Annotated in this window: 22 protein-coding genes; 12 read left to right on the top strand and 10 right to left on the bottom strand. The window is 49.8% G+C overall.

The window, feature by feature from the left end; translation table 11 throughout:
- The first annotated feature begins 120 nt into the window (after window positions 1–120).
- The gene (locus tag O3660_RS01215; protein ID WP_049351377.1) at window positions 121–720 is read left to right on the top strand and encodes an ABC transporter substrate-binding protein; all 600 of its coding nucleotides are present in this window, start codon (window positions 121–123) and stop codon (window positions 718–720) included.
- A gap of 59 nt (window positions 721–779) precedes the next feature.
- On the opposite strand, the gene efp is transcribed toward O3660_RS01215, so the two are convergent.
- From efp to O3660_RS01200, 3 genes are read right to left on the bottom strand one after another with little or no spacing between them, the layout of a single operon-like run.
- On the bottom strand, window positions 780–1,340 hold the full coding sequence (gene efp / locus O3660_RS01210) for an elongation factor P (protein WP_049351376.1): 561 nt from the start codon (window positions 1,338–1,340) through the stop codon (window positions 780–782).
- A 42-nt stretch (window positions 1,341–1,382) separates the two neighbouring features.
- Entirely contained in the window at window positions 1,383–2,540 is a 1,158-nt protein-coding gene (gene earP / locus O3660_RS01205; RefSeq protein WP_049351375.1) for an elongation factor P maturation arginine rhamnosyltransferase EarP, read from the bottom strand.
- Window positions 2,541–2,571: 31 nt separating this feature from the next.
- Window positions 2,572–2,850 carry a hypothetical protein gene (locus O3660_RS01200; protein ID WP_049351374.1) on the bottom strand — a complete coding sequence of 93 codons (279 nt, stop codon included), beginning with the start codon at window positions 2,848–2,850 and terminating at the stop codon, window positions 2,572–2,574.
- 102 nt (window positions 2,851–2,952) lie between these two features.
- Here O3660_RS01200 and nadE point away from each other — a divergent pair, with 102 nt between their 5' ends.
- Complete coding sequence (gene nadE, locus O3660_RS01195; protein WP_049351373.1) at window positions 2,953–3,741, top strand: NAD(+) synthase; 789 nt, start codon at window positions 2,953–2,955, stop codon at window positions 3,739–3,741.
- Window positions 3,742–3,808: 67 nt separating this feature from the next.
- Here nadE and O3660_RS01190 read toward each other — a convergent pair whose 3' ends face one another.
- On the bottom strand, window positions 3,809–4,009 hold the full coding sequence (locus tag O3660_RS01190) for a hypothetical protein (protein WP_003682450.1): 201 nt from the start codon (window positions 4,007–4,009) through the stop codon (window positions 3,809–3,811).
- A 116-nt stretch (window positions 4,010–4,125) separates the two neighbouring features.
- Here O3660_RS01190 and O3660_RS01185 point away from each other — a divergent pair, with 116 nt between their 5' ends.
- Both O3660_RS01185 and metW read left to right on the top strand, forming a co-directional pair.
- A complete protein-coding gene (locus tag O3660_RS01185; protein ID WP_049351372.1) occupies window positions 4,126–5,265 on the top strand; it encodes a homoserine O-acetyltransferase in 1,140 nt (379 codons plus the stop codon).
- Complete coding sequence (gene metW / locus O3660_RS01180) at window positions 5,262–5,843, top strand: methionine biosynthesis protein MetW (RefSeq protein WP_003682452.1); 582 nt, start codon at window positions 5,262–5,264, stop codon at window positions 5,841–5,843. The genes O3660_RS01185 and metW overlap by 4 nt, the downstream gene beginning before the upstream one ends.
- Before the next feature lie 95 nt (window positions 5,844–5,938).
- On the opposite strand, the gene O3660_RS01175 is transcribed toward metW, so the two are convergent.
- Window positions 5,939–6,403: a low molecular weight protein-tyrosine-phosphatase gene (locus O3660_RS01175; protein ID WP_003685247.1), complete on the bottom strand. Its 465-nt coding sequence runs from the start codon at window positions 6,401–6,403 to the stop codon at window positions 5,939–5,941.
- An 86-nt stretch (window positions 6,404–6,489) separates the two neighbouring features.
- Complete coding sequence (locus O3660_RS01170; protein ID WP_049351371.1) at window positions 6,490–7,590, bottom strand: hypothetical protein; 1,101 nt, start codon at window positions 7,588–7,590, stop codon at window positions 6,490–6,492.
- A gap of 205 nt (window positions 7,591–7,795) precedes the next feature.
- On the opposite strand from O3660_RS01170, the gene gloA reads away from it, so the two are divergent.
- Entirely contained in the window at window positions 7,796–8,209 is a 414-nt protein-coding gene (gene gloA / locus O3660_RS01165) for a lactoylglutathione lyase (protein WP_049351370.1), read from the top strand.
- Window positions 8,210–8,260: 51 nt separating this feature from the next.
- Here the strand turns inward: gloA and O3660_RS01160 are convergent, their stop codons facing one another.
- Together O3660_RS01160 and O3660_RS01155 are read right to left on the bottom strand one after the other, a co-directional pair.
- On the bottom strand, window positions 8,261–9,010 hold the full coding sequence (locus O3660_RS01160; protein ID WP_049351369.1) for a lysophospholipid acyltransferase family protein: 750 nt from the start codon (window positions 9,008–9,010) through the stop codon (window positions 8,261–8,263).
- Between the two features lie 105 nt (window positions 9,011–9,115).
- A complete protein-coding gene (locus tag O3660_RS01155) occupies window positions 9,116–9,865 on the bottom strand; it encodes a GNAT family N-acetyltransferase (RefSeq protein WP_049351368.1) in 750 nt (249 codons plus the stop codon).
- A 308-nt stretch (window positions 9,866–10,173) separates the two neighbouring features.
- On the opposite strand from O3660_RS01155, the gene O3660_RS01150 reads away from it, so the two are divergent.
- The 4 genes from O3660_RS01150 (at window position 10,174) to O3660_RS01135 (ending at window position 14,070) form a co-directional block, all read left to right on the top strand.
- Window positions 10,174–11,505 (top strand): YadA-like family protein, encoded by a 1,332-nt coding sequence (locus O3660_RS01150; RefSeq protein WP_049351366.1) that lies wholly within the window; start codon window positions 10,174–10,176, stop codon window positions 11,503–11,505.
- 94 nt (window positions 11,506–11,599) lie between these two features.
- On the top strand, window positions 11,600–12,532 hold the full coding sequence (locus O3660_RS01145; RefSeq protein WP_371464456.1) for an AEC family transporter: 933 nt from the start codon (window positions 11,600–11,602) through the stop codon (window positions 12,530–12,532).
- 182 nt (window positions 12,533–12,714) lie between these two features.
- The gene (gene dnrN, locus O3660_RS01140; RefSeq protein ID WP_049351364.1) at window positions 12,715–13,188 is read left to right on the top strand and encodes an iron-sulfur cluster repair protein DnrN; all 474 of its coding nucleotides are present in this window, start codon (window positions 12,715–12,717) and stop codon (window positions 13,186–13,188) included.
- 498 nt (window positions 13,189–13,686) lie between these two features.
- Entirely contained in the window at window positions 13,687–14,070 is a 384-nt protein-coding gene (locus O3660_RS01135; protein ID WP_371464455.1) for a hypothetical protein, read from the top strand.
- 41 nt (window positions 14,071–14,111) lie between these two features.
- On the opposite strand, the gene O3660_RS01130 is transcribed toward O3660_RS01135, so the two are convergent.
- Window positions 14,112–15,077, bottom strand: a complete 966-nt coding sequence (locus O3660_RS01130) for a tRNA-dihydrouridine synthase (RefSeq protein ID WP_049351363.1) — start codon at window positions 15,075–15,077, stop codon at window positions 14,112–14,114.
- Between the two features lie 83 nt (window positions 15,078–15,160).
- On the opposite strand from O3660_RS01130, the gene O3660_RS01125 reads away from it, so the two are divergent.
- Both O3660_RS01125 and O3660_RS01120 read left to right on the top strand, forming a co-directional pair.
- The gene (locus O3660_RS01125) at window positions 15,161–16,735 is read left to right on the top strand and encodes a glycosyltransferase (RefSeq protein ID WP_049329682.1); all 1,575 of its coding nucleotides are present in this window, start codon (window positions 15,161–15,163) and stop codon (window positions 16,733–16,735) included.
- 222 nt (window positions 16,736–16,957) lie between these two features.
- Complete coding sequence (locus tag O3660_RS01120; protein ID WP_049351362.1) at window positions 16,958–18,286, top strand: anaerobic C4-dicarboxylate transporter; 1,329 nt, start codon at window positions 16,958–16,960, stop codon at window positions 18,284–18,286.
- 70 nt (window positions 18,287–18,356) lie between these two features.
- On the opposite strand, the gene O3660_RS01115 is transcribed toward O3660_RS01120, so the two are convergent.
- On the bottom strand, window positions 18,357–18,782 hold the full coding sequence (locus O3660_RS01115; protein WP_049329680.1) for a DUF4124 domain-containing protein: 426 nt from the start codon (window positions 18,780–18,782) through the stop codon (window positions 18,357–18,359).
- 189 nt (window positions 18,783–18,971) lie between these two features.
- On the opposite strand from O3660_RS01115, the gene guaB reads away from it, so the two are divergent.
- Entirely contained in the window at window positions 18,972–20,435 is a 1,464-nt protein-coding gene (gene guaB / locus O3660_RS01110) for an IMP dehydrogenase (protein WP_003678893.1), read from the top strand.
- Window positions 20,436–20,483 lie beyond the last annotated feature (48 nt).

Raw genomic sequence — 20,483 nt, 5'->3', positions numbered from 1 at the left:
TCAGGCCGTCTGAAATTTAATTGCAGGATTTTTCATTGCTCATGACTGCTTTTACAAAGAATTAAGTTTTTTGGAATAGATTGTTTTTACAATGCGGTTTTATTTTGGATGGATATCGTCATGAACCGTTTTCTTCAGTCTTTGATTGTGGCTGCACCGATGGTAATTGCCGCGCCTTATGTGGCAGCGGAAACGCATCCGGCGCAAAAGCAGATGCAGCAGAACATTGATGCCGTGTTGAAAATTGCACGCAATACGTCTTTGACAGAAGCGCAACGTGTGAAACAAGTTGAGCAGTATGCCAACCGTTATTTGGATTATGAGCGTATTTCGGCTTTGGCGGTTGGTGCGCCATGGCGTGAATTTTCTGCCAAACAGAAAGCTGATTTTATCCGTGCATTCAAAGATATGGTGATTGCGATGTACTCGCATTCTGCACTGATTGGTGCGGCGGATGCGAATGTGCGCCTGTTGCCGAAGATGACGGCAAACGGCAATAAGTTTGACGTTTTCTCGGAAATTCAGACCAAAAAAGGCACCAAGTATGAAGTGGCCTACCAGCTTTACGAAAGCGGCGGTGCGTATAAGATTTACAACATCCGCGTGGACGGTACCAGCCTGGTAACGGTATACCGCAATCAATTTGGCGAGCTGATTAAGAGCAAAGGTATTGACGGTACGATTGCGACTGTCGAAGCCAAGGGCTTGAAGAAACAATAAGGCAGATTGAGAAAAAGGCCGTCTGAATATTCAGACGGCCTTTTTGTGTTACGGGCTGATTAAGCACGTTTGCGGAATTCGCCGGTACGGGTATCGATTTCGACTTTGTCGCCGTTTTCGATGTAAGACATCACTTGGATTTCAGTGCCACCGACCAGACGTGCGGTTTTCATCACTTTACCGGAGGTATCGCCTTTAACGGCAGGCTCGGTATATTCAACTTCGCGAACGATGATGGTAGGCAATTCTACGGAGATTGGGTTGCCTTCGTAGAAAGTTACTTCGCATACGTCTTCCATGCCGTCAACGATGAATTTCAACGCGTCGCCGATGTTGTCGGCTTCGATTTCGTATTGGTTGAATTCTTCGTCCATGAAGACGTACATTGGATCGGCAAAGTAGCTGTAAGTACAGTTTTTGCGGGCCAAGATTACGACGTCGAATTTGTCGTCGGCTTTGTAAATGGTTTCAGAAGCGGCACCAGTCAGCAGGTTTTTCAGTTTCATGCTGACTTTGGCGGAAGAGCGACCGCCTTTGATGTATTCGGTTTTTTGAACAACCATAGGGTCGTTGCCGACCATGAATACGTTGCCGGCGCGCAGTTCTTGTGCTGTTTTCATTGTAGTTTTCCAATCAAATCGGTTGTAATAAAACGCGCTATTTTAGCGTATTTTTTTGTGCTTTGAAATAAAGGCGGCAAGTTTTTCAACGGCACTTTTTTGTGCAAAAAGTCCGTCCCGCCATTTTGCCGCGCTTTGCCGCCATTCGTTTTGGTGTGCCGTCAGGGTTTGCCATGCCTGCAGGCGCTGGCTGTCGCTGAGTGCTTCACCGTTGTTGAGTTCGTCGGAAAGGCGGCGGTGTGCCGTGGAGACAACATCCGGATAAACCTGATGCGCTTTGTCCCAAAACGCGTGCAGCTTGTCGAGATGGATATTTTCTTCTTGCGGATAGATGTGCCAAAAGAAAGGTTTTCCGACGAGCTGGGCACGGACAAAGCTGTCTTCGCCGCGAATGACGGCGCCGTCGGCAAGGGTGAGCAGTTTGTCGAAATCCTGTTGGGCAACGAAAGGGATTTTGATCAGGGTAACGTGTTCGCTCTGATACACATCGCCGTCTTCAAGCAGGGCATTTTGCGGCACTAGGCCGCTGTTTTTCAGGCTGGCGATGATTTGTGTACCTGCCAACAGCAGAGTAATGGGTTGGCCGGCCTGTTGCCACATGGTCAGCCATTTTGCCCAAATATCGCTTTGATAGCCGAAAAGCAGCCATTCGGGCGCATTTTTTTCGGGAAGTTTGAGTTGTCGGCGTAAGGCTTCCGTATCAAAGCGGGCAGATTCGGCGTAATCGCGTTCGCGCAGCAGGCCGCCGCTTTTTTCGCTGAAACCCATAAACCAAAAATATTTCTGTATGCCGCCGGCTTGAGGCGAGGGCATTAAGTGCAGCCTTTCGTTGCTGTCTTCCGCGCTGAGGTATTCCCAGTTAAGCCAAAGCGGTCGGTGTTGGCGGATGATGGTTTGAACGTTGTCGGGCAGTTCGCAGGCGAAGGTTTCGATGACGATGTCGGGGGTAGGGGCTGTATCGGTATCTTCGGCATGGTCGGCTTGCCAAGCGTGAATGCCGATGCCTTGGTGGATATTGGGAATCGAGGCCAAGTTAGGGCAGAGTACCTGAAGGGACGGGAAGTCGTCTGTCCATAAATGCACTTGCCAACCGAGTTCGCGTTGCAAAACACGCGCCAGCCGCCATGAAACGCCGATGTCGCCGAAGTTGTCGATGACGTTGCAGAAAATCCAGCAGGTATAAGGTGGGTTGGTGTTCATGGAAAAATATGCCCAAGGCCGTCTGAAAACATCAGAATGCGCCGAAATAGTGGAACAAATAAACAATCAGCAAAACAATCGGGATAAACATCAAAATGCTTTGCCGTTTCAATTCAGGCTCTTGTTTGAGGTGGTGTTTGATGACGTCAAAGAGGACGAATTTAAATAGGAACGTGGCTTCGCAGGCAAGGATGATGCCGTTGATGAGGTGTTGCGTTTTATCTTCGGGCGGGTTGAGGGCAAACCACAAGAGGGTGGCGAGCGGAACCAGGCAGACAACGAGCCAGCGCAGAAGTATGGGTTTGGACATGGTGTGCGTGCAAGAAATAAAAAGGGCATTATACCCTGTCGGCTTTCAGACAAGTGCAAATCAGGCTATCATTCGTTTTATTTGAAGCGAACATTTATCCCTATGCAAACCCAAGCCATCATCCGCCATATTGTTCAATGGCTCAAAGATTACGCCGAGCAGGCGCGTGCCAAAGGTTTTGTCGTCGGCGTATCCGGCGGCATCGATTCTGCCGTGGTTTCCACACTTGCCGCGCAAACCGGTTTGTCGGTTTTGTTGTTGGAAATGCCGATTCGTCAGAAATCCGACCAAGTCAACCGCGCGCAAGAGCACATGGGCCGTCTGAAACAGCGTTATCTCAATGTGAAAGCGCAAAGCGTCGATTTGACTCAAACTTTCGATACGTTTGCCGATACCGTTGATGTCAGCGAAACCGAATTTCCCAACAAACAGCTGGCACTTGCCAATGCACGCAGCCGCCTGCGCATGACGACGCTTTATTATTACGGTCAGTTGCATGGTTTGCTGGTGGCGGGAACGGGCAATAAAATTGAAGATTTTGGCGTCGGTTTCTTTACCAAGTACGGCGATGGCGGCGTGGACATCAGCCCGATTGCCGATTTGACCAAAACTCAAGTGTACGCGTTGGCAGCCGAGCTGGACGTGTCGGAGGATATTCAAAAAGCCGTACCGACGGACGGACTTTGGGATACCGAGCGTACCGATGAAGAGCAAATGGGCGCATCATATCCTGAACTCGAATGGGCGATGAGCGTGTACGACAGCCACAAGCCTGAAGATTTTGAGGGCAGACAGCGCGAAGTTTTGGCAATCTATACCCGATTGCACAAAGCCATGCAGCACAAAGTCAATCCGATTCCGGTTTGCAAGATTCCGGAAGAGCTGTTTTAAGTTTGAACATCAAAAGGCCGTCTGAAAACGCTGGATTAAGGTTTCAGACGGCCTTTTATATTTTATTTCAATAAGAATTGGGAATATGCTTGAAAAACAGCATCATCAGATACCAAAACAGCGTAGCGGCCGCCGCACCCAGCAATACCCACGCACTGATTTTGGCGATTTCCCGAATGGTGCGCTTTTGTTTGCGGCTGAACAAACGGTTCACAATCAATGCCGCTATGGCGCAAAAGAAAAAAAATCTCAAAAGCCTGCCTATCATTTCACATTCTCCCAAAAATATTGCCTTTAATCAGGGCAGGCCGTCTGAAGCCTTATGCACAAAACAAAAACGAAACGTTATAATACCCCTTTTGCCGCTTCACTTGGAAATTACAAATGACAACAAATGCCTCAGTGGGCATTGTAACGCCCCAGAAAATCCCGTTTGACACACCGTTTGCTCTGGAAAACGGCAAAACCTTACCCCGTTTCGACCTGATGATTGAAACCTACGGCACACTCAATGCCGACAAAAGCAATGCCGTCCTTATCTGTCATGCCCTGTCAGGCAATCATCACGTTGCCGGCAAGCACAGTGCGGAGGATAAATACGCCGGCTGGTGGGACAATATGGTCGGCCCCGGCAAACCCATCGATACCGAACGCTTTTTCGTTGTCGGTTTGAACAACTTGGGCGGCTGCGACGGCAGTACCGGTCCTTTGTCCGAAAATCCTGAAACCGGCCACGAATATGGCGCGGATTTTCCGGTTGTAACCGTCAAAGACTGGGTGAAGTCCCAATCCATGCTTGCCGATTACCTCGGCATTCAAAAATGGGCGGCCATTGTCGGCGGCAGCTTGGGCGGTATGCAGGCATTGCAATGGACGATTTCTTTGCCTGAACGCGTTGCCCACGCGCTCGTTATCGCTTCTGCGCCTAAACTTTCCACTCAAAATATCGCGTTTAACGATGTTGCCCGTCAGGCCATTTTGACCGATCCAGATTTCCATGAAGGCAATTACCGTAGCCATCGTACCGTTCCTTCACGCGGTTTGCGTATCGCGCGCATGATGGGGCACATCACCTATCTTGCCGAAGACGGCTTGGGTAAAAAATTCGGCCGCGATTTAAAATCAGATGGTTATCAATACGGCTATGGCGTTGAATTTGAAGTGGAATCTTATCTTCGCTATCAAGGCGATAAGTTTGTCGGTCGTTTTGATGCCAATACTTATCTGCTGATGACTAAGGCACTCGACTACTTCGACCCGGCCGCCGATTACGGCCACAACCTCACGCGCGCCGTGGAGAATGTGCAGGCCAAATTTTTTGTTGCCAGCTTCAGTACTGACTGGCGCTTCTCGCCGCAACGTTCGCATGAATTGGTCAAGGCATTAATCGCCGCGCAAAAATCCGTGCAATACATTGAAGTCAAATCCAATCACGGCCACGATGCCTTCTTGATGGAAGATGAAGCCTATATCCGCGCGGTTGCCGCTTACATGAACAACGTTTATAAGGACTGCCAAAAATGAATCTGCGCGACGATTTGCAACTCATTTACGATTGGATACCCGAAGGCAGCCGCGTACTTGATTTAGGCTGCGGCGACGGCGAACTGTTGGCCGCGTTGGTGGAACATAAAAATTGCACCGGCTACGGCGTTGAAATCGATACCGACAGCGTGATTGCCGCCATATCCCGCGGCGTGAACGTCATTCAAGCCGATTTGGAAGAAGGTTTGGTGGCTTTTGGCGATCAAAGTTTTGATGTGATTGTCTTGAGCCAAACCATTCAGGCGATGCAGAACACGGAAAAAATCCTGCGCTGCCTGATGCGCGTGGCCAAGCAGGCTATTGTCAGCTTCCCTAACTTCGGCTACTGGCGCAACCGCTTTCAAATTGCCGTCGGCGGCCATATGCCGGTTTCCGAGCGGATGCCGTATCATTGGTACGATACGCCCAATATCCATTGGTGTACCCTTAAAGACTTCGATTTATTGTGCGCCAAAAACAAAATCCGCGTGCTTGAGCGTGCGGTCATGACCGGCAATAAACAGATTAAACATCTGCCGAATTTATTGGGCAGTCTGGCGTTTTATCGCGTAGGTTGATTGAGGTCATAGATAAAGACCGTCTGAACAGGTAATCACGAAAGCATGGCTTTTGCAGATACCTGTTCAGACGGCCTTTTTTTGTTAAAGCCGGTTTAAGCCTGTTTCAATTTTTCCAACAAGGCCAAACTGCCGGCATCGACCAGACGGTAGGTTTCGTCAAAGTCGCCCGTGTACCACGGATCGGGAACGTGGTTGTAACCTGAATCGGGAATAAGGTCGGTCAGTTTGAAGATTTTGCCGGGGTGGAAACCGAGCTGCTTTTCGGTTTCTCTGAGGTTGTTGTCGTCCATCACGATGATGTAGTCGAAATGTTCGGCATCGCTGGGTTTGATTTTGCTGCTGGTAAAGCCTGACGGGTCGATGCCGTGTTGCTTGAGTGCGCGGCGCGTGCCTTCGTGCATGTCTTCTCCGTCGTGCCAGCCTGATGTGCCTGCGCTGGCTGTAATGACGGCATTGCCCATGCCTGCTTCGCGGGCGCGGTGGCGCAGGACGTATTCGGCCATGGGGGAGCGGCAGATGTTGCCGAGGCAGACGAAAAGGATTTTGTGGGTTTTCATATGCGTGAAAATGAGCGGTAAGCTTTGAAAATCAATGCAACACGCTAAACCGTTTTCAGACGGCCTTGGCGTGTTGCATTTTCAACTTAGTTTACATGGCTGAAGAAAGGATTGTGGCCTTCCAGTTTCAACGCTTGGGCATAAGTAGGGATGTTCTCGTTTTCGCCCAGTGGGTTGTGCAGCAGGTAGAGGTGCTCGATTCGGCATTCGGCCATCAGGTCGAGGAAGTTTTGCTGAACGATGGCGATATTGTCGGTTGAGGCCAGCTCCCATGTGAAGGTCTGCGGAACGATTTCAAACGTGCTGTCTGTCGCGTTGAAGCTGAACTGGAGCTTGCCATCCGCTTTCGCTGCGGCGACAACGCCGACACGCGGGCTTTGCATACGGATGGCGCGGATGGCGTTGGTGGCAAAAACGTCCATGGCCATGCGTTGGCGGGTGTGGCTGCCGTCGGTAAGCGCGTCAAGCGGCGTATTGGGCGAGAGCGGGTTGGTAAAGAGGGTAACGCCGTCGAGGGCGAGATGCTCTTGCCAAACCTGCATCAATGGCAGGCCTGCCTGTTGCAGGTTGAGGCCCAAGGCCGTCTGAATGTCTTTATTGCCGTAGCCCAGCGCGTAAACCACATGGACGGATTGACCTTCGGGCAGCGTCAATGGTTTGTATTCGAATTTTTGCAGGAATGCGCCTGCCGCTTCATCGTTTTGCTTGGCTTGGAACCACTCGCCCGGGGTAACGCTGCTCAAGTCGGTAGATTGAACGAGGTAAGGCAGCCATTGTGTGTTTTGCGTGAGGGTGCGCAGATTAGGGTAGTTTTGCAGGCAGGAAAAGAGGGCTTCGGTAGGTAGCGTGAGCGGCAGGGTTTGTTCTTTTTTGCAACCGGCGACCAAAACGACAGGCAGGGCAAACCATTGGGCTTCGTTATCGTTTTCTGCTTTTAAGACTTCGCCCACGCTTTGAATCAGGCTGGTGTAAGTACCAACATCGGGCGCCATGGTCATCGCCAATGAAAGGTTGATGTAATGGTTTTGGCTGAGCATGGTGCGGATTTCGGTTTGCAGTTGTCCGGCCGAAAGTTTGCGTGATGCGGAGGAGGAGTTGTGCGCCAGCTGATAGGCATTGAGCAGAAGGTAGTTTTTGATAGGGCTCTGCGGATAAGGGCGGGTATCTGGAAGAACAAAGGTTTTCATGACGGTTTGAAGTGTTGTGTTGTAAGTGTGGCGATTATAGCAATTTAGTCAGTCGGTGTGCTTGTTAATAAATCAAATTCAACTGGCGATAGGGATACGCTTCATTTTCACACGGGTTAAGTATCGGCATTTTCTAAGATGAGGAGGGTAAATGCCCGATGTGTTATAATTCATGACCAAATATAATTCAGAAAGGAACAAAATCATGCGCTTGCTTCATACTATGTTGCGTGTCGGCAATCTCGAACGCTCTTTGGATTTCTATCAAAATGTATTGAACATGCAACTGTTGCGCCGCCGTGATTATCCTGAAGGCCGTTTTACTTTGGCTTTTGTCGGTTATGGCGATGAGGCGGACCATACTGTTTTGGAACTGACCCACAACTGGGATACCGAGTCTTACGACTTGGGCGAGGCTTACGGCCATATCGCGATTGAAATTGATGACGCTTACGCTGCGTGCGAACGTGTCAAAGAGATGGGCGGTAAAGTGGTACGCGAAGCCGGCCCGATGAAACACGGCACGACTGTGATTGCGTTTGTCGAAGATCCGGACGGCTACAAAATTGAATTTATTCAAAAGAAAAGCGGTAGCGATTCGGTACAATATTCATCTTAAGACATGAGATAATGGAAAAGGCTGTCTGAACATTCAGACGGCCTTTTTTGATTAGCCCAACTGTTTTTGCTTTTCGCTCAACAGGGCGTGTACGTGAAGCGCGGTAACATAACGGTCTTCTCCTGCTTCAATCGGATCGAGGAAATGCAGCTCGACCGTGCTGGAAGGTTGGCTGATGACCATGCAGATAGATTGCCAAAGGCTGATGTCGCCGTAGTAGGCAGTGTGCGGATTGGGGCTGCTGCCGTCCGGATTCGGATAGCGGCAGAGTGCCGGAATAATCGGTACACCTGCATCATAGGCCGTCTGAAAAAAGCTGGGTTTGAACGGCAGGATTTCACGGCCTTCGGTACTGGTGCCTTCGGGGAAAATGGTGACGGTATCGCCGTTTTTCAGCGCTTCGGTCACGCCTGCAATTTTGGCGGAATTGCCTTTGATACCGCGGTTGCGCGAGACGTAAACCGTTTGCGCCTGTGTGGCGAGATAACCGACCACCGGCCATTTGGCCACATCGTCTTTAGCCACAAAGCGGCCGGGAAAAGCGCCGTTGACCGCCATAATGTCCAACCATGAAATATGGTTGCTGATAAGCATTTGGCCGCGGTCTTCTTGCGGCGGCGTGCCGAAAGTTTGCAGTTTCATGCCGCAGGAAGCGAGTACGCGCAGCGACCATAATTGGATTGCGCGCAGTTTGCGTTTGCTGCTGTAAAAGGGAAACAGAAAAAACATTTCGGCCATGCCGTACAAAAGGCAGCCGGCAATACAGAGAAGACGGAAGGCGAAGCGTAGTTTGGCAGTCATGTCAAAGGGGGAGTGTTTGTGTGTGTCGGGCGTGTGGGTTTGAATCGTTTCAGGCCGTCTGAAAGGCTGGACTCGCACTTTCAGACGGCCTGTGTGCCCTGACGTTTATGGGCGGGGGGCGAATTTTTGCAGATAGCGGTCGCTCAGTTTCGTGATGTCCATCATGATCAGCACATCCGCGCAGTTGAATGCTTCATCGACGCAAGGCTCGCCGCAAAACCACGCGCCTGCTTTGAGATAGCCTTTGATCAGTGCGGGTACAGGCGGATTTTCAGACGGCGTGATGCTGTCCCATTTGAGCGGGTTGAGTGGTTTGACGCGCCATTGTTCCGGAGCGAGGTATTTGTCTTTCAAAGCATGATACAGGCCCGCCGCATCGTTGCCGCCGTCGCGCATTTCGATACTGCCGCAACCAATCATAAAGCGCAGGTTTTCGTCTTTCATGAATTTGACCAAACCGGTCCACAACAGCATGACCAAGCCGCCGTTGCGGTAGTCCGGGTGGGTGCAGGCGCGGCCGAGTTCTACGGTTTGAGGCAGGATGTCTTTCAAAGGCTCAAGGTCGAATTCATGCTCGCTGTACCAGCCGCCGACTTTTTTTGCGGTTTCTTCTGTAATCAGGCGGTAGCAGCCGATAACTTCGCCGGTTGCATCATCGAAGGCGAGTAGATGGTGGCAATGTTCATCATAAGGATCGACATCGCGGCCGTCATCGCTTTCGATTTCCGCTCCCAATTCTTGGGCAAAAACCTGATAGCGCAATCTTTGGGCGGCTTCGATTTCAGCTTGGGTTTCTGCAAGGCGTACGCTCAGGCCGATTTTGGGGCTCGTTTGATTGAAACGGCTGGGGGACATGATGTTTCCTGTTTGAAGAAAATGGCTGATTATAGCGGATATACGGACAGATTTATATTGATTTGCTTTGCGGTAGGGCAAATTATGTCGGGTTGTTGGAAAAAGGCTTCAGGCCGTCTGAAACTGATGGCTGTTTCGAAGGATGGTCAGGAATATTTGCCAGGATGTTTGAAATTTATGACACAAATCAAAATATCTATCCAAATTATTTAATATGAGAATAAAAATATATACAATATAACTAGTTCAAAAGTATTAATATGATTGAATGGGATATTTTTAATATTTAAAAAATGGAGAATATAAAGATGAAACTGAATGTATCGCTCAGACCTTTGTGTTTGGCTTTAGCGCTTTTTTTCGGTACTGCGTATGCGGACGGAGGTATCGTTGCTGGAACCATGCACAAGACGGGTTCTTTGGCTGTCGGTAAAGAATCCGTATCGGGCGAAAATGCCGCTGCAGTTGGCGACAAGGCTAAAGCAGGTGGCTATAAGGCGGCTGCTTTGGGTTATGATTCTGCCGCTTCCGGTTTAAGCGCAACTGCTTTGGGTGGCGAATCCAAGGCGGAGGCATTGCGGTCGGTGGCGGTTGGCTTTCGGGCCCATGCCAAGGGAACAAATGATGTAGCAGTCGGTGGCGCAGCGGCTGCTTCTGGCGGTCAATCCGTTGCAGTTGGCCTGCTGTCCAAGGCTTCGGCTTTGCGTGCCGTTGCGGTAGGTAATGGCGCGCAGGCAAGTAATATTGATGCAGTAGCTATCGGCAGAGATAGTGAGGCGGATGCGCTCAGTGCGACGGCCTTAGGTGATCGAGCTAAAGCACGTGGGACTCAATCACTTGCGCTGGCATCGGCTGCTGAAGCAGAAGGTTATCAAGCAGTGGCGGTTGGTACGCGTGCGGTATCGAATGCCGTAAACAGTGTAGCTTTGGGTGTCGAGTCTTCCGCTACAGCCTTGAACGGTCTGGCTGTCGGCACCAGCTCCAGTGTGCGTAAAGAAGGTGGTACCGCAGTCGGCGGCGGCGCATCGGCTTTGGAAGAGAAATCTTTGGCACTCGGTTTCCAAGCCAAAGGTAAAGCCGAGAAAGCAGTGGCTCTGGGTGCACAAAGCATCGCAGATTCGGCTGCAGGGCAGGCAGGCTATGATTTTGCGACACAGTCGGCAAGTCAATCTGAAGAAACGGCATGGAAATCGACATTGGGCGCGGTTTCGGTTGGCAATGAAAAGGACAGCCGTCAAATTACCCATGTGGCTGCCGGTACTCAGGATACGGATGCGGTAAATGTGGCTCAGGTTAAAAGGCTTGCGGAAAGATGGCGGGCCGACAGTCAGCAAAAAGAGTCGGCGGTGGCTGCTCAAATCAATCAGATACGAGCTGAAACACACGTAGAAATGAAAAAACTGGAAGACCGTGCGGATGCCGGCTCTGCTGCTGCGATTGCGGTGGGTAATCTGGGACAAGCTTACCAGCCGGGACAGGGTGCGGTATCCATTGGCAGCGGCGTTTGGCGCGGAAAGGCCGGTTTTGCTGTCGGAGTATCGAAAGTATCCGCCAGTGGCAAATGGCTGGTGAAAGGTTCGGCTGTTGGCGCATCTAAGGGTGGTGCAGGCGGTGGAGCCAGCGTAACCTATCTGTGGTAGAAAATTTCAGATGGCCTTGAATGTTGAGGCCGTCTGAATTTGGCATGCCAAGCGGTAGAAGCGTAAAATTAACGTTTTTGTCGCTTTTTTTATTATGGAAACCTCTTTCCTGCTTGCCGGAAAAATTACCGAGCTGACGCTGATTGTTTTGATGGGTGTGGCCTTGGTGAAGGCCGGGCTGTTGAAATCGGAAAACAGCTACACGCTCTCTGTTATCGCACTTTATCTGATCAGCCCGTCCGTCATGATTCATGCTTTTCAGATGGACAATACGCCGCAGATTATTGAAGGGCTGAAGCTTTCCGTCATGCTGGCAGTGTTTTTCCATGTGGTGTTGATTGTTTTGGGCAGGTTGTTTAAGCACTTGTTCAAACTCGATGCGCTTGAACACGCGGCGACGGTGTACAGTAATTCGGGCAACCTGATTATCCCTTTGGTGATGTCGGTCTTTGGTGCGGAATGGGTGATTTACACCAGCGGTTTTATCATGGTGCAGACGTTTTTGTTTTGGACGCATCTGCGCCTGTTGATTTGCTGCCGCGGCAATGTGGCTTGGAAAACCATTTTCACCAATATCAACATCTTATCCATGCTGGTCGGGCTGCTGATGTTTACCTTTCAAATCAAGCTGCCGCATATTGTCGATAATACTTTGGCGACGGTAGGCGGCATGATTGGCCCGGTTGCCATGTTGGTGGCGGGCATGCTTTTGGCTTCTTTGCCGCTGCGCTCGATTATGTGGACGCCGAGGCTGTATCTTGTTGCTTTTTTAAGGTTGATTTTGATTCCGATATTATTGCTTTTTGCCGTTAAAGTCTGCGGTTTTGCCCATCATAATGCGCATGCGGATACGGTTGTTTTAATCAGCTTTTTGGCAACGACTTCGCCTGCCGCCTCGACAGTTACCCAAATGGCGGTTGTTTACGGTAAAAATGCCCAAAAAGCCAGCGCGATTTATGGGCTGACAACCTTGCTTTGTGTGGTAACCATGCCGGTGATGATTGCATTATATCGTTGGATTATTTAAGAAAAGGGCAGGCCGTCTGAAACGTTGGCATTATGTTTCAGACGGCCTGTTTGTTATTTTAAATTTGAAAATAACTTTTATTATCAATTAATTAAACAATTAAAAAACTATACAAAGATGATAGCTGCGTGTATCCTTACGCCTAACATTCATCCAATATAAATCTTTAAAGGAACACAGCCATGACTGACTTTACCCTTTGGGAAACCGCGCCTTTCAATTCTACGATTGACCATATCCTGCAACGTTATCACAACGTTCACCGCGCCCAGTTTGAAGAGTTGGTACCACTGGCGCAAAAAGTGGCGCAGGTTCATGCCGACACTTTCCCTGCCGAAGTGACCGATTTGTTGGCCTATATGCAAAACGAGCTGTTGATGCACATGATGAAAGAGGAACGCATGTTGTTCCCGATGATTAATCAGGGCGTGGGCCGTGGCGCGGCAATGCCCATCAGCGTGATGATGCACGAGCATGAAGAACACGACCAAGCCATTGCACGTCTGGAAGAGTTGACCAATAATTTTGAGCTTCCAGAAGGCGCTTGTGGCAGCTGGACCCGTTTGTACACATTGGCCAAAGAGATGGTGGATGATTTGAAAGACCATATCCACTTGGAAAATGAGATTTTCTTCCCTCGCGTTTTGGCTTCTTAAAATTTGAGGTTAATCAAGGCCGTCTGAAAGTTCAGACGGCCTGTTCTTTAATCCCTTGCTAAGTTAGTACAATAGTTCTAAAATTTTAATAAAGAAATAAAATTGGGCAGTAAAGGCACACATCCGTTCTTTTGTTTACTTAAGAAGGAGTTTATGAATGAAACATTCTAAAGTTTTACTATCGGGTATTCTGTTTGCTGCTGTGACTGCGTGCGCCCAAACGACGGGCGGTGACTGGAGCGCCCTGCAGGATACGAAAACAGGTGTGCAGTAGCGGCCTTATTATGAATTTGGCAATGTACTTCAGAAGATTTCTTTTAAGCAAACCGGCAATCCGGAAAATGGTCTGAAAAAGCCTGTCTTGACTGTGTATCGTCAGGGCAAGCTGTTGGGCGAAGCATATAATTTGGGAGCCTCTCATGGCAGCCCCTTGTTGCAACCCTGTTTTTGGTAAACGGCAAGTCATTAAATATCAATGACGACGATGATAGAAAACTGTTGGCGGCTGCTAAGAGAATCGATTTTTACGATTTCGGACGTAGTCGGATCGGCCATGCAGTCTTTACCGCGCCTAACGGCATCTGTCAGGATATGAAACACGGCAAAGGCGTTTCCTACAAGCTGGTTACCAACTATATTGATTTTCCGGATTATCCTTCGCCTGAAAATATCTTGATTATTACTGCGCAAGGCAAATATGAGCAAGACGGCTTCATGTTGGATTCTACCGAGTCAAGGGTGACCAGTGCCAATAAAGAATTTGCCAGAAAATATGGCGAAGCCCTGAAATCTAAGAATGGCCCTGAGACCAGACAGGTAAACATGGCTAATGCAGCCAGTGCGGAAAAAGGCAGATTGTTGGCTGATTATGTATGTAGGTGATGAAATCAAAGGCCGTCTGAAATTCAGACGGCCTTTTTTAATCATGAATGCATCTCTTGTTCAAACGACAGCAGAATCTGTTTCACTTTATCCGCTTCTTTGATGGCGCGGATGCGGTCAAACAATACCTGCGCCTGTTCAAACTCTTTTTTCATCATGCCCAGCCATTGTTTCAAACGGGCAACTGGATATTTGTTGTTGGCTTCTTTGGCAAGGCACAAGTCGAAAAATTGGACTATCCATGAAGAGACTTCGGCAAAGTCGGTGTCTTTCACTGTTTCGCCGTTTTCATATTGCTTGATTTGCCGCGCCAAGTCGGGACGGATGACCGCGCCGCGTCCGAGCATCACGCTGTTGCAGCCGCTGACGGTTTTAATATCGAGATAGTCTTGAAGGTTGAACACATCGCCGTTGGCGGTAACGGGAATACTGACTGCATCGCGGATTTTGCGCACCCATTCCCAATGTGCCGGCGGTTCGTAGCCTTCGACTTTGGTGCGTGCATGGACGGTTAACGCGCATGCGCCGCCGTTTTCAATCGCGGAAGCGCATTCCAATGCCAGACTTTTGTCTTCATAACCGAGCCGCATCTTAGCAGTCAACGGAATGTGTTGTGGCAGGCGTTGGCGCAGGGTGTGGACGATGTGGTAAATCAAGTCCGGTTCTTTGAGCAAGATCGCACCGCCTTTGTGTTTATTGACCGTCGGCGCGGGGCAGCCGAAGTTGAGGTCGATTTTGTCGGCACCGAAACGCACGGCTTCCAAAGCGTTGACGGCCATGTTTTCCGCATCGCTGCCCAAAAGCTGGACAGTACAGGGCGTGCCGGCCGGCGTGCGGTTAGCATGGGTGATTTCGGGAACATATTTAAGCCAAGTGGCGCGTGAGTGGACCGTGTGCGTAATGCGGACAAATTCGCTGACGCATTCGTCAAATCCGCCAATACGCGTCAACAGGTCGCGCATCACATCATCCACCAGCCCCTGCATGGGGGCAAGAATAAGCTGCATGAGTCAGGCCGTCTGAAAAAAGGAGGACATATTGTAGCGGTATATCGGTTAAAATACAGCTTCCTTTTTCAGACGGCCTTTTTATGATGCACACAATTCCGGCAACCGCCGCCATGTTGGTAAAAAATTCAGAACGTTATCTTTCAGAAGTTTTGAGTGCGCTGAAAGACTTTGACGAAGTCCTGTTGTTGGACAACGGCTCGACCGACCGTACTTTTGAAATTGCCAAGGGCTTTCCGAATGCCAGCTATTACAAGCATGACTTTATCGGGTTTGGCCCGATGAAAAATCTGGCGGCCAGACTGGCGCAAAACGATTGGATTTTCAGCATAGACAGTGATGAAGTGGCGGATGAAGCTTTAATCGAATCCATTCGTGCGGCCGTTTTGGAAAATGAGAAGGAACACATCTTTTCGCTTTCCCGTTTGAACCATTACCACGGCAGACTGATTAAAGGCTGCGGCTGGTATCCGGATATTATTCCGCGCCTTTACCATCGCAGATTTACCCGTTTTTCCGACCGTCAGGTGCATGAGTCTTTGGTGTTGCCGCAGGAAGCCAAGGTTAAACAACTTGATGGCCGTCTGAAACATTATTCTTTTGAAAACGCCGAAGGGCTGATTCAGAAAATGCAGCAGTACAGCTCACTGTATGCGGAAGAAAACCGCTTTAAGAAAGACAGTTCGCCGTTTAAGGCTTTGCTGCATGGCGGCGTATCGTTTGTGAAGAATTATCTGCTCAAACGCGGTTTTGCTTATGGGGCGGACGGGCTGACGATTTCAGTGTCCAATGCGCAAGGTTCGTATTACAAATATGTCAAACTCTACGAGCGCAACCGCACGATAACCGTCTCCCTCATCATCACCACCTACAACCGCCCCGATGCTTTGGAGCTGGTGTTGAAATCGGCTTTATCGCAAACCCGCCTGCCGGATGAGATTATTGTCGCGGATGACGGCTCAAGGCAGGAAACCGCCGAAGTGGTTGATTTTATCCGCCGTAGGACAAGCATTCCTGTTAAGCATTCATGGCAGCCCGATAGAGGCTTTCGTGCCGCCGAATCGCGCAACCGTGCGCTGGCGCAGGCGAAAAGCGATTATATTGTGTTGATTGACGGCGATATGGTCTTGGATCCGTCTTTTATTGCCGATCATTTGAAGATTGCCCGAAAAGGCCGTCTGATACAGGGTTCCCGCGTGATTTTGACTGAGGATAAAACGCAGGATATTTTGGACGAAGGCGATTTGCCTGCCTTGTCTATGTTCAGCTCGGGAATAGAAAAACGGCTGTCCGCCCTGCGCTGCCGTTGTTTGGCCAAATTGGCAGGCCGAAAAGGCAACCGCAAACACAAAGGCATCAAAACTTGCAATATGGGCTTTTTCCGCAGCGATGCGCTTGCCGTCAACGGGTTTGACAATAGCTTTGTCGGCTGGGGCAGGGAGGACAGCGAATTTGTCGCCCGTTGCTATCATAACGGTATGAAACGCCATAATCTGAAATTTGCCGGTATTGCGTACCACCTCTGGCACAATGAGGCAGAACGCGATTCTTTGCCGCAAAACGATGCTTTATTGGAGGCAACGTTGTCGGAACGCAAAATCCGCTGTGTTCATGGCGTATCGGATTTTATAAAAGATGAAGAAGTAGCTGGAAAATAGCCGTATCATCTTTTTAAATCATAAAGGCCGTCTGAAAATCTTTAGACGGCCTTTTTTGTATTTTTAAAAACCTAGCGGGTAAATGAGAATATTATTTATTTGATGTAAATCAGTATGTATAGTTCGGTAAAGTATGGTTAGGACAGAGGGTTTGCTCTATAATTCGAGTGTTTGTAATTTTATTTCGGTCAAGGCCGGATTTTGGGAGTTGTTATGTCAACTATGTTTTTTATCCAGTTTGCCATTGTGCTGCTGTGTATCCTGATTGGTGCGCAGGTTGGCGGTATTGGTTTGGGCGTGCTCGGCGGTATCGGCTTGGCCGTATTGTCTTTTGGTTTCCATCTGCAGCCGACCAGCCCTCCGATTGATGTGATGCTGATGATTATGGCGGTAGTCTCTGCCGCGGCGGCCATGCAGGCCAGCGGCGGTTTGGACTATATGATTAAGATTGCCACGCGCGTGTTGCACCGCAATCCGAAATACATCACCTTTATCGCGCCGGCGGTAACTTACACCTTTACCGTCTTGGCAGGTACGGGCCATGTGGCTTACTCGGTCTTGCCCGTGATTGCCGAAGTCAGCCGTCGCAATGGCATCCGTCCTTCCCGTCCGCTGACGATGGCGGTTATCGCTTCCCAATTTGCGATTGTCGCCAGCCCGATTGCCGCCGCGGTTGTTGCCTGCGTCACCATGCTTGAGCCGCAGCACATCACGATGGCGGACGTGTTGAAAGTTACCGTTCCGTCCACGATTTTGGGTATCGGTTTGGCTTGCGTGTTCGTAAACAAACTGGGCAAAGAGTTGAAAGACGATCCGCATTATCAGGCTTTGCTACAAGATCCGAATTATGTGAAAGAATACATCGATGTGGAGGAACAACAAACCGATGTCGTCATTTCGCCGAAAGCCAAATTGTCGGTCGGTATTTTCTTGACTGCGGCATTGCTGGTGGTCGTGATGGGTGCGCTGCCTGAGTTGCGTCCGGCTTTTGAACACGATGGCACGATCAAGCCTATGGGTATGGCGCATACGATTGAAATCGTGATGTTGTCTGCTTCTGCGCTGATTATTTTGGCGTGTAAACCCAATGGCGATGCGATTACCCGAGGTTCGGTATTCCATGCCGGTATGCGTGCCGTAATTGCGGTGTTTGGCGTGGCTTGGTTGGGCGATACCTTGATGAACGGCCACTTAACAGAAGTGGAATCGACCGTCAGCCATTTGGTTGAGTCTGCACCATGGACCTTTGCCTTTGCCCTGTTTATTTTGTCGGTATTGGTCAACAGCCAAGGCGCGACAGTGGCGACGCTCTTCCCAATCGCCATCAAACTGGGGATTCCAGCGCCCATCATTATCGGCACATTCGTTGCGGTAAACGGCTATTTCTTTATACCAAACTACGGCCCGATTATTGCCGCTATTGACTTCGATACAACCGGCTCGACCAAAATCGGCAAATTTATCTTCAACCACAGCTTCATGATTCCAGGCCTGTTGAGCATGGCATTCAGCTTAGCCATCGGCTTGTTGTTGGTTCAGCTGTATTATTGATAGGCTGAAAAAATAAAGGCCGTCTGAAATTAAATTTCAGACGGCCTTTTTGATATTGTTATCCGAGAGCTTAATTGCAGTATTTATTGACGTCGTTTTGGTATTGCTTAATCAGGCTGTCGCGATTGGCCAAGCGTGCGCTTTCGGCGACTTGGCGGTTGATTTTGGCGATTTTGCAGTTTTCCAGCTTGTTTTGGCGGTTTTGCTCTTCGATTTTTTTATTGCGTTCTTCAATTTGTTTGTTTTGTTCCGCAACCTGTTCGTTGGGCTGCTCGGCAACTGGTTCAGATGCCGAAACAGCAGGCGCAACGGCAGGTTTGACGTTGTGTGTGCGGATGTTGACCACGCCGGAACGCTTCGGTTGCAGACGGTTTGGCGTATCGGAATAGCTGTTGCCCGACGTGCCTTTCCAAGTGTAAACCTCGGCCGCGCCGGTCAGGGCGGCGGAAGAGAGAAGGGCTGCTGTCAGACAGGTTTTGAGTACGGAAGATTTCATGGGTTTCCCTTATGTAAATGATGTTCTCATCGAACCTATTTTACTTGAAACTGCAATGCGTTGGCATATTTTTGTACCTCAGATCAAATGATGTAAAAAAATAACGTTAAAACATGTATTGCCAATGTTAGCATCAAGCCGGTGTGATATAATGCCGTGCATCTTGCACAAACTGAAAGACCGAGCATCATGCGTATTGTAGAAAAAGCCTATACTTTCGACGACGTTTTGTTGGTTCCAGCGCACTCAAACGTGCTGCCTCGAGATGTCAAACTTCAAACCAAACTCACCCGCGATATCACGCTCAACCTCCCTCTACTTTCTGCTGCAATGGATACCGTTACCGAAGCGCGTCTGGCCATTTCTATGGCTCAAGAAGGCGGCATCGGCATTATCCATAAAAACATGACGCCGGAGCTGCAAGCGCGTGCCGTTTCCAAAGTGAAGCGCCATGAGAGCGGCGTGGTAAAAGATCCCGTTACCGTTGCGCCGACCGCATTGATCCGCGAAGTTTTGGAAATGCGCGCACAACGCAAACGCAAAATGTCCGGTCTGCCTGTTGTTGAAAACGGCAAAGTGGTCGGTATCGTGACCAACCGCGACCTGCGTTTTGAAAACCGTGTCGATCTGCCGGTTTCTGCCATCATGACCCCCCGTGACCGTTTGGTGACCGTTCCTGAAGGTACCAGCATCGATGAAGCCCGTGAAATCATGCATGCGCACAAAGTTGAGCGCGTTTTGGTATTGAACGACCAAGATGAACTCAAAGGTCTGATTACAGTTAAAGATATTCTGAAAACAACCGAATTCCCTAATGCCAACAAAGATGCCGAAGGCCGTCTGCGCGTCGGTGCCGCGGTGGGTACCGGCGGCGATACCGAAGAGCGTGTCAAAGCATTGGTGGAAGCCGGTGTGGACGTGATTGTGGTCGATACTGCCCACGGCCATAGCCAAGGCGTTATCGATCGCGTGCGTTGGGTAAAAGAAACTTATCCGCACATCCAAGTCATCGGCGGCAACATCGCGACTGCCAAAGCCGCTTTGGATTTGGTGGCTGCAGGTGCGGATGCCGTTAAAGTTGGTATCGGCCCGGGATCGATTTGTACGACCCGTATCGTGGCCGGCGTGGGCGTGCCTCAACTGACTGCGATTCACAATGTTTCCGAAGCCCTGAAAGGTACCGGCGTTCCCCTGATTGCCGACGGCGGTATCCGCTTCTCCGGCGATATTGCCAAAGCTCTGGCGGCAGGTGCATACAGCGTCATGCTCGGCGGTATGTTTGCCGGTACGGAAGAAGCACCGGGCGAAATCGAACTCTACCAAGGCCGCTCTTACAAGTCTTACCGCGGCATGGGTTCGTTGGGTGCGATGAGCCAAGGTTCTGCCGACCGCTACTTCCAAGACAAAACCGACAGCACAGACAAATATGTTCCTGAAGGCATTGAAGGCCGCGTGCCTTACAAAGGCCCGATTGTGAACATCATCCACCAGCTGACCGGCGGTCTGCGCTCCAGCATGGGTTACTTGGGTTGCGCCAATATTGCTGAAATGCACGAGAAAGCAGAATTTGTGGAAATCACTTCTGCCGGTATGAGCGAATCTCACGTTCACGACGTACAAATCACTAAAGAAGCGCCTAACTACCATCGTTAAACCAGTATAAAAAGGTCGTCTGAAAATATTTCAGACGGCCTTTCTGTT

Source organism: Neisseria sp. 27098_8_139, from assembly GCF_041433195.1.
Classification (GTDB): Bacteria; Pseudomonadota; Gammaproteobacteria; order Burkholderiales; family Neisseriaceae; genus Neisseria; species Neisseria subflava.
Note: the sequence above shows the minus strand (reverse complement) of the source record. Positions and strands in the feature narration are given on the sequence as shown.

What these genes read in the sequence shown, in the direction of transcription:
- O3660_RS01215 (WP_049351377.1), top strand. Translation starts at nt 121, where the DNA reads ATGAACCGTTTTCTTCAGTCTTTGATTGTGGCTGCACCGATGGTAATT.
- efp (WP_049351376.1), bottom strand. Translation starts at nt 1,340, where the DNA reads ATGAAAACAGCACAAGAACTGCGCGCCGGCAACGTATTCATGGTCGGC.
- earP (WP_049351375.1), bottom strand. Translation starts at nt 2,540, where the DNA reads ATGAACACCAACCCACCTTATACCTGCTGGATTTTCTGCAACGTCATC.
- O3660_RS01200 (WP_049351374.1), bottom strand. Translation starts at nt 2,850, where the DNA reads ATGTCCAAACCCATACTTCTGCGCTGGCTCGTTGTCTGCCTGGTTCCG.
- nadE (WP_049351373.1), top strand. Translation starts at nt 2,953, where the DNA reads ATGCAAACCCAAGCCATCATCCGCCATATTGTTCAATGGCTCAAAGAT.
- O3660_RS01190 (WP_003682450.1), bottom strand. Translation starts at nt 4,009, where the DNA reads ATGATAGGCAGGCTTTTGAGATTTTTTTTCTTTTGCGCCATAGCGGCA.
- O3660_RS01185 (WP_049351372.1), top strand. Translation starts at nt 4,126, where the DNA reads ATGACAACAAATGCCTCAGTGGGCATTGTAACGCCCCAGAAAATCCCG.
- metW (WP_003682452.1), top strand. Translation starts at nt 5,262, where the DNA reads ATGAATCTGCGCGACGATTTGCAACTCATTTACGATTGGATACCCGAA.
- O3660_RS01175 (WP_003685247.1), bottom strand. Translation starts at nt 6,403, where the DNA reads ATGAAAACCCACAAAATCCTTTTCGTCTGCCTCGGCAACATCTGCCGC.
- O3660_RS01170 (WP_049351371.1), bottom strand. Translation starts at nt 7,590, where the DNA reads ATGAAAACCTTTGTTCTTCCAGATACCCGCCCTTATCCGCAGAGCCCT.
- gloA (WP_049351370.1), top strand. Translation starts at nt 7,796, where the DNA reads ATGCGCTTGCTTCATACTATGTTGCGTGTCGGCAATCTCGAACGCTCT.
- O3660_RS01160 (WP_049351369.1), bottom strand. Translation starts at nt 9,010, where the DNA reads ATGACTGCCAAACTACGCTTCGCCTTCCGTCTTCTCTGTATTGCCGGC.
- O3660_RS01155 (WP_049351368.1), bottom strand. Translation starts at nt 9,865, where the DNA reads ATGTCCCCCAGCCGTTTCAATCAAACGAGCCCCAAAATCGGCCTGAGC.
- O3660_RS01150 (WP_049351366.1), top strand. Translation starts at nt 10,174, where the DNA reads ATGAAACTGAATGTATCGCTCAGACCTTTGTGTTTGGCTTTAGCGCTT.
- O3660_RS01145 (WP_371464456.1), top strand. Translation starts at nt 11,600, where the DNA reads ATGGAAACCTCTTTCCTGCTTGCCGGAAAAATTACCGAGCTGACGCTG.
- dnrN (WP_049351364.1), top strand. Translation starts at nt 12,715, where the DNA reads ATGACTGACTTTACCCTTTGGGAAACCGCGCCTTTCAATTCTACGATT.
- O3660_RS01130 (WP_049351363.1), bottom strand. Translation starts at nt 15,077, where the DNA reads ATGCAGCTTATTCTTGCCCCCATGCAGGGGCTGGTGGATGATGTGATG.
- O3660_RS01125 (WP_049329682.1), top strand. Translation starts at nt 15,161, where the DNA reads ATGATGCACACAATTCCGGCAACCGCCGCCATGTTGGTAAAAAATTCA.
- O3660_RS01120 (WP_049351362.1), top strand. Translation starts at nt 16,958, where the DNA reads ATGTTTTTTATCCAGTTTGCCATTGTGCTGCTGTGTATCCTGATTGGT.
- O3660_RS01115 (WP_049329680.1), bottom strand. Translation starts at nt 18,782, where the DNA reads ATGAAATCTTCCGTACTCAAAACCTGTCTGACAGCAGCCCTTCTCTCT.
- guaB (WP_003678893.1), top strand. Translation starts at nt 18,972, where the DNA reads ATGCGTATTGTAGAAAAAGCCTATACTTTCGACGACGTTTTGTTGGTT.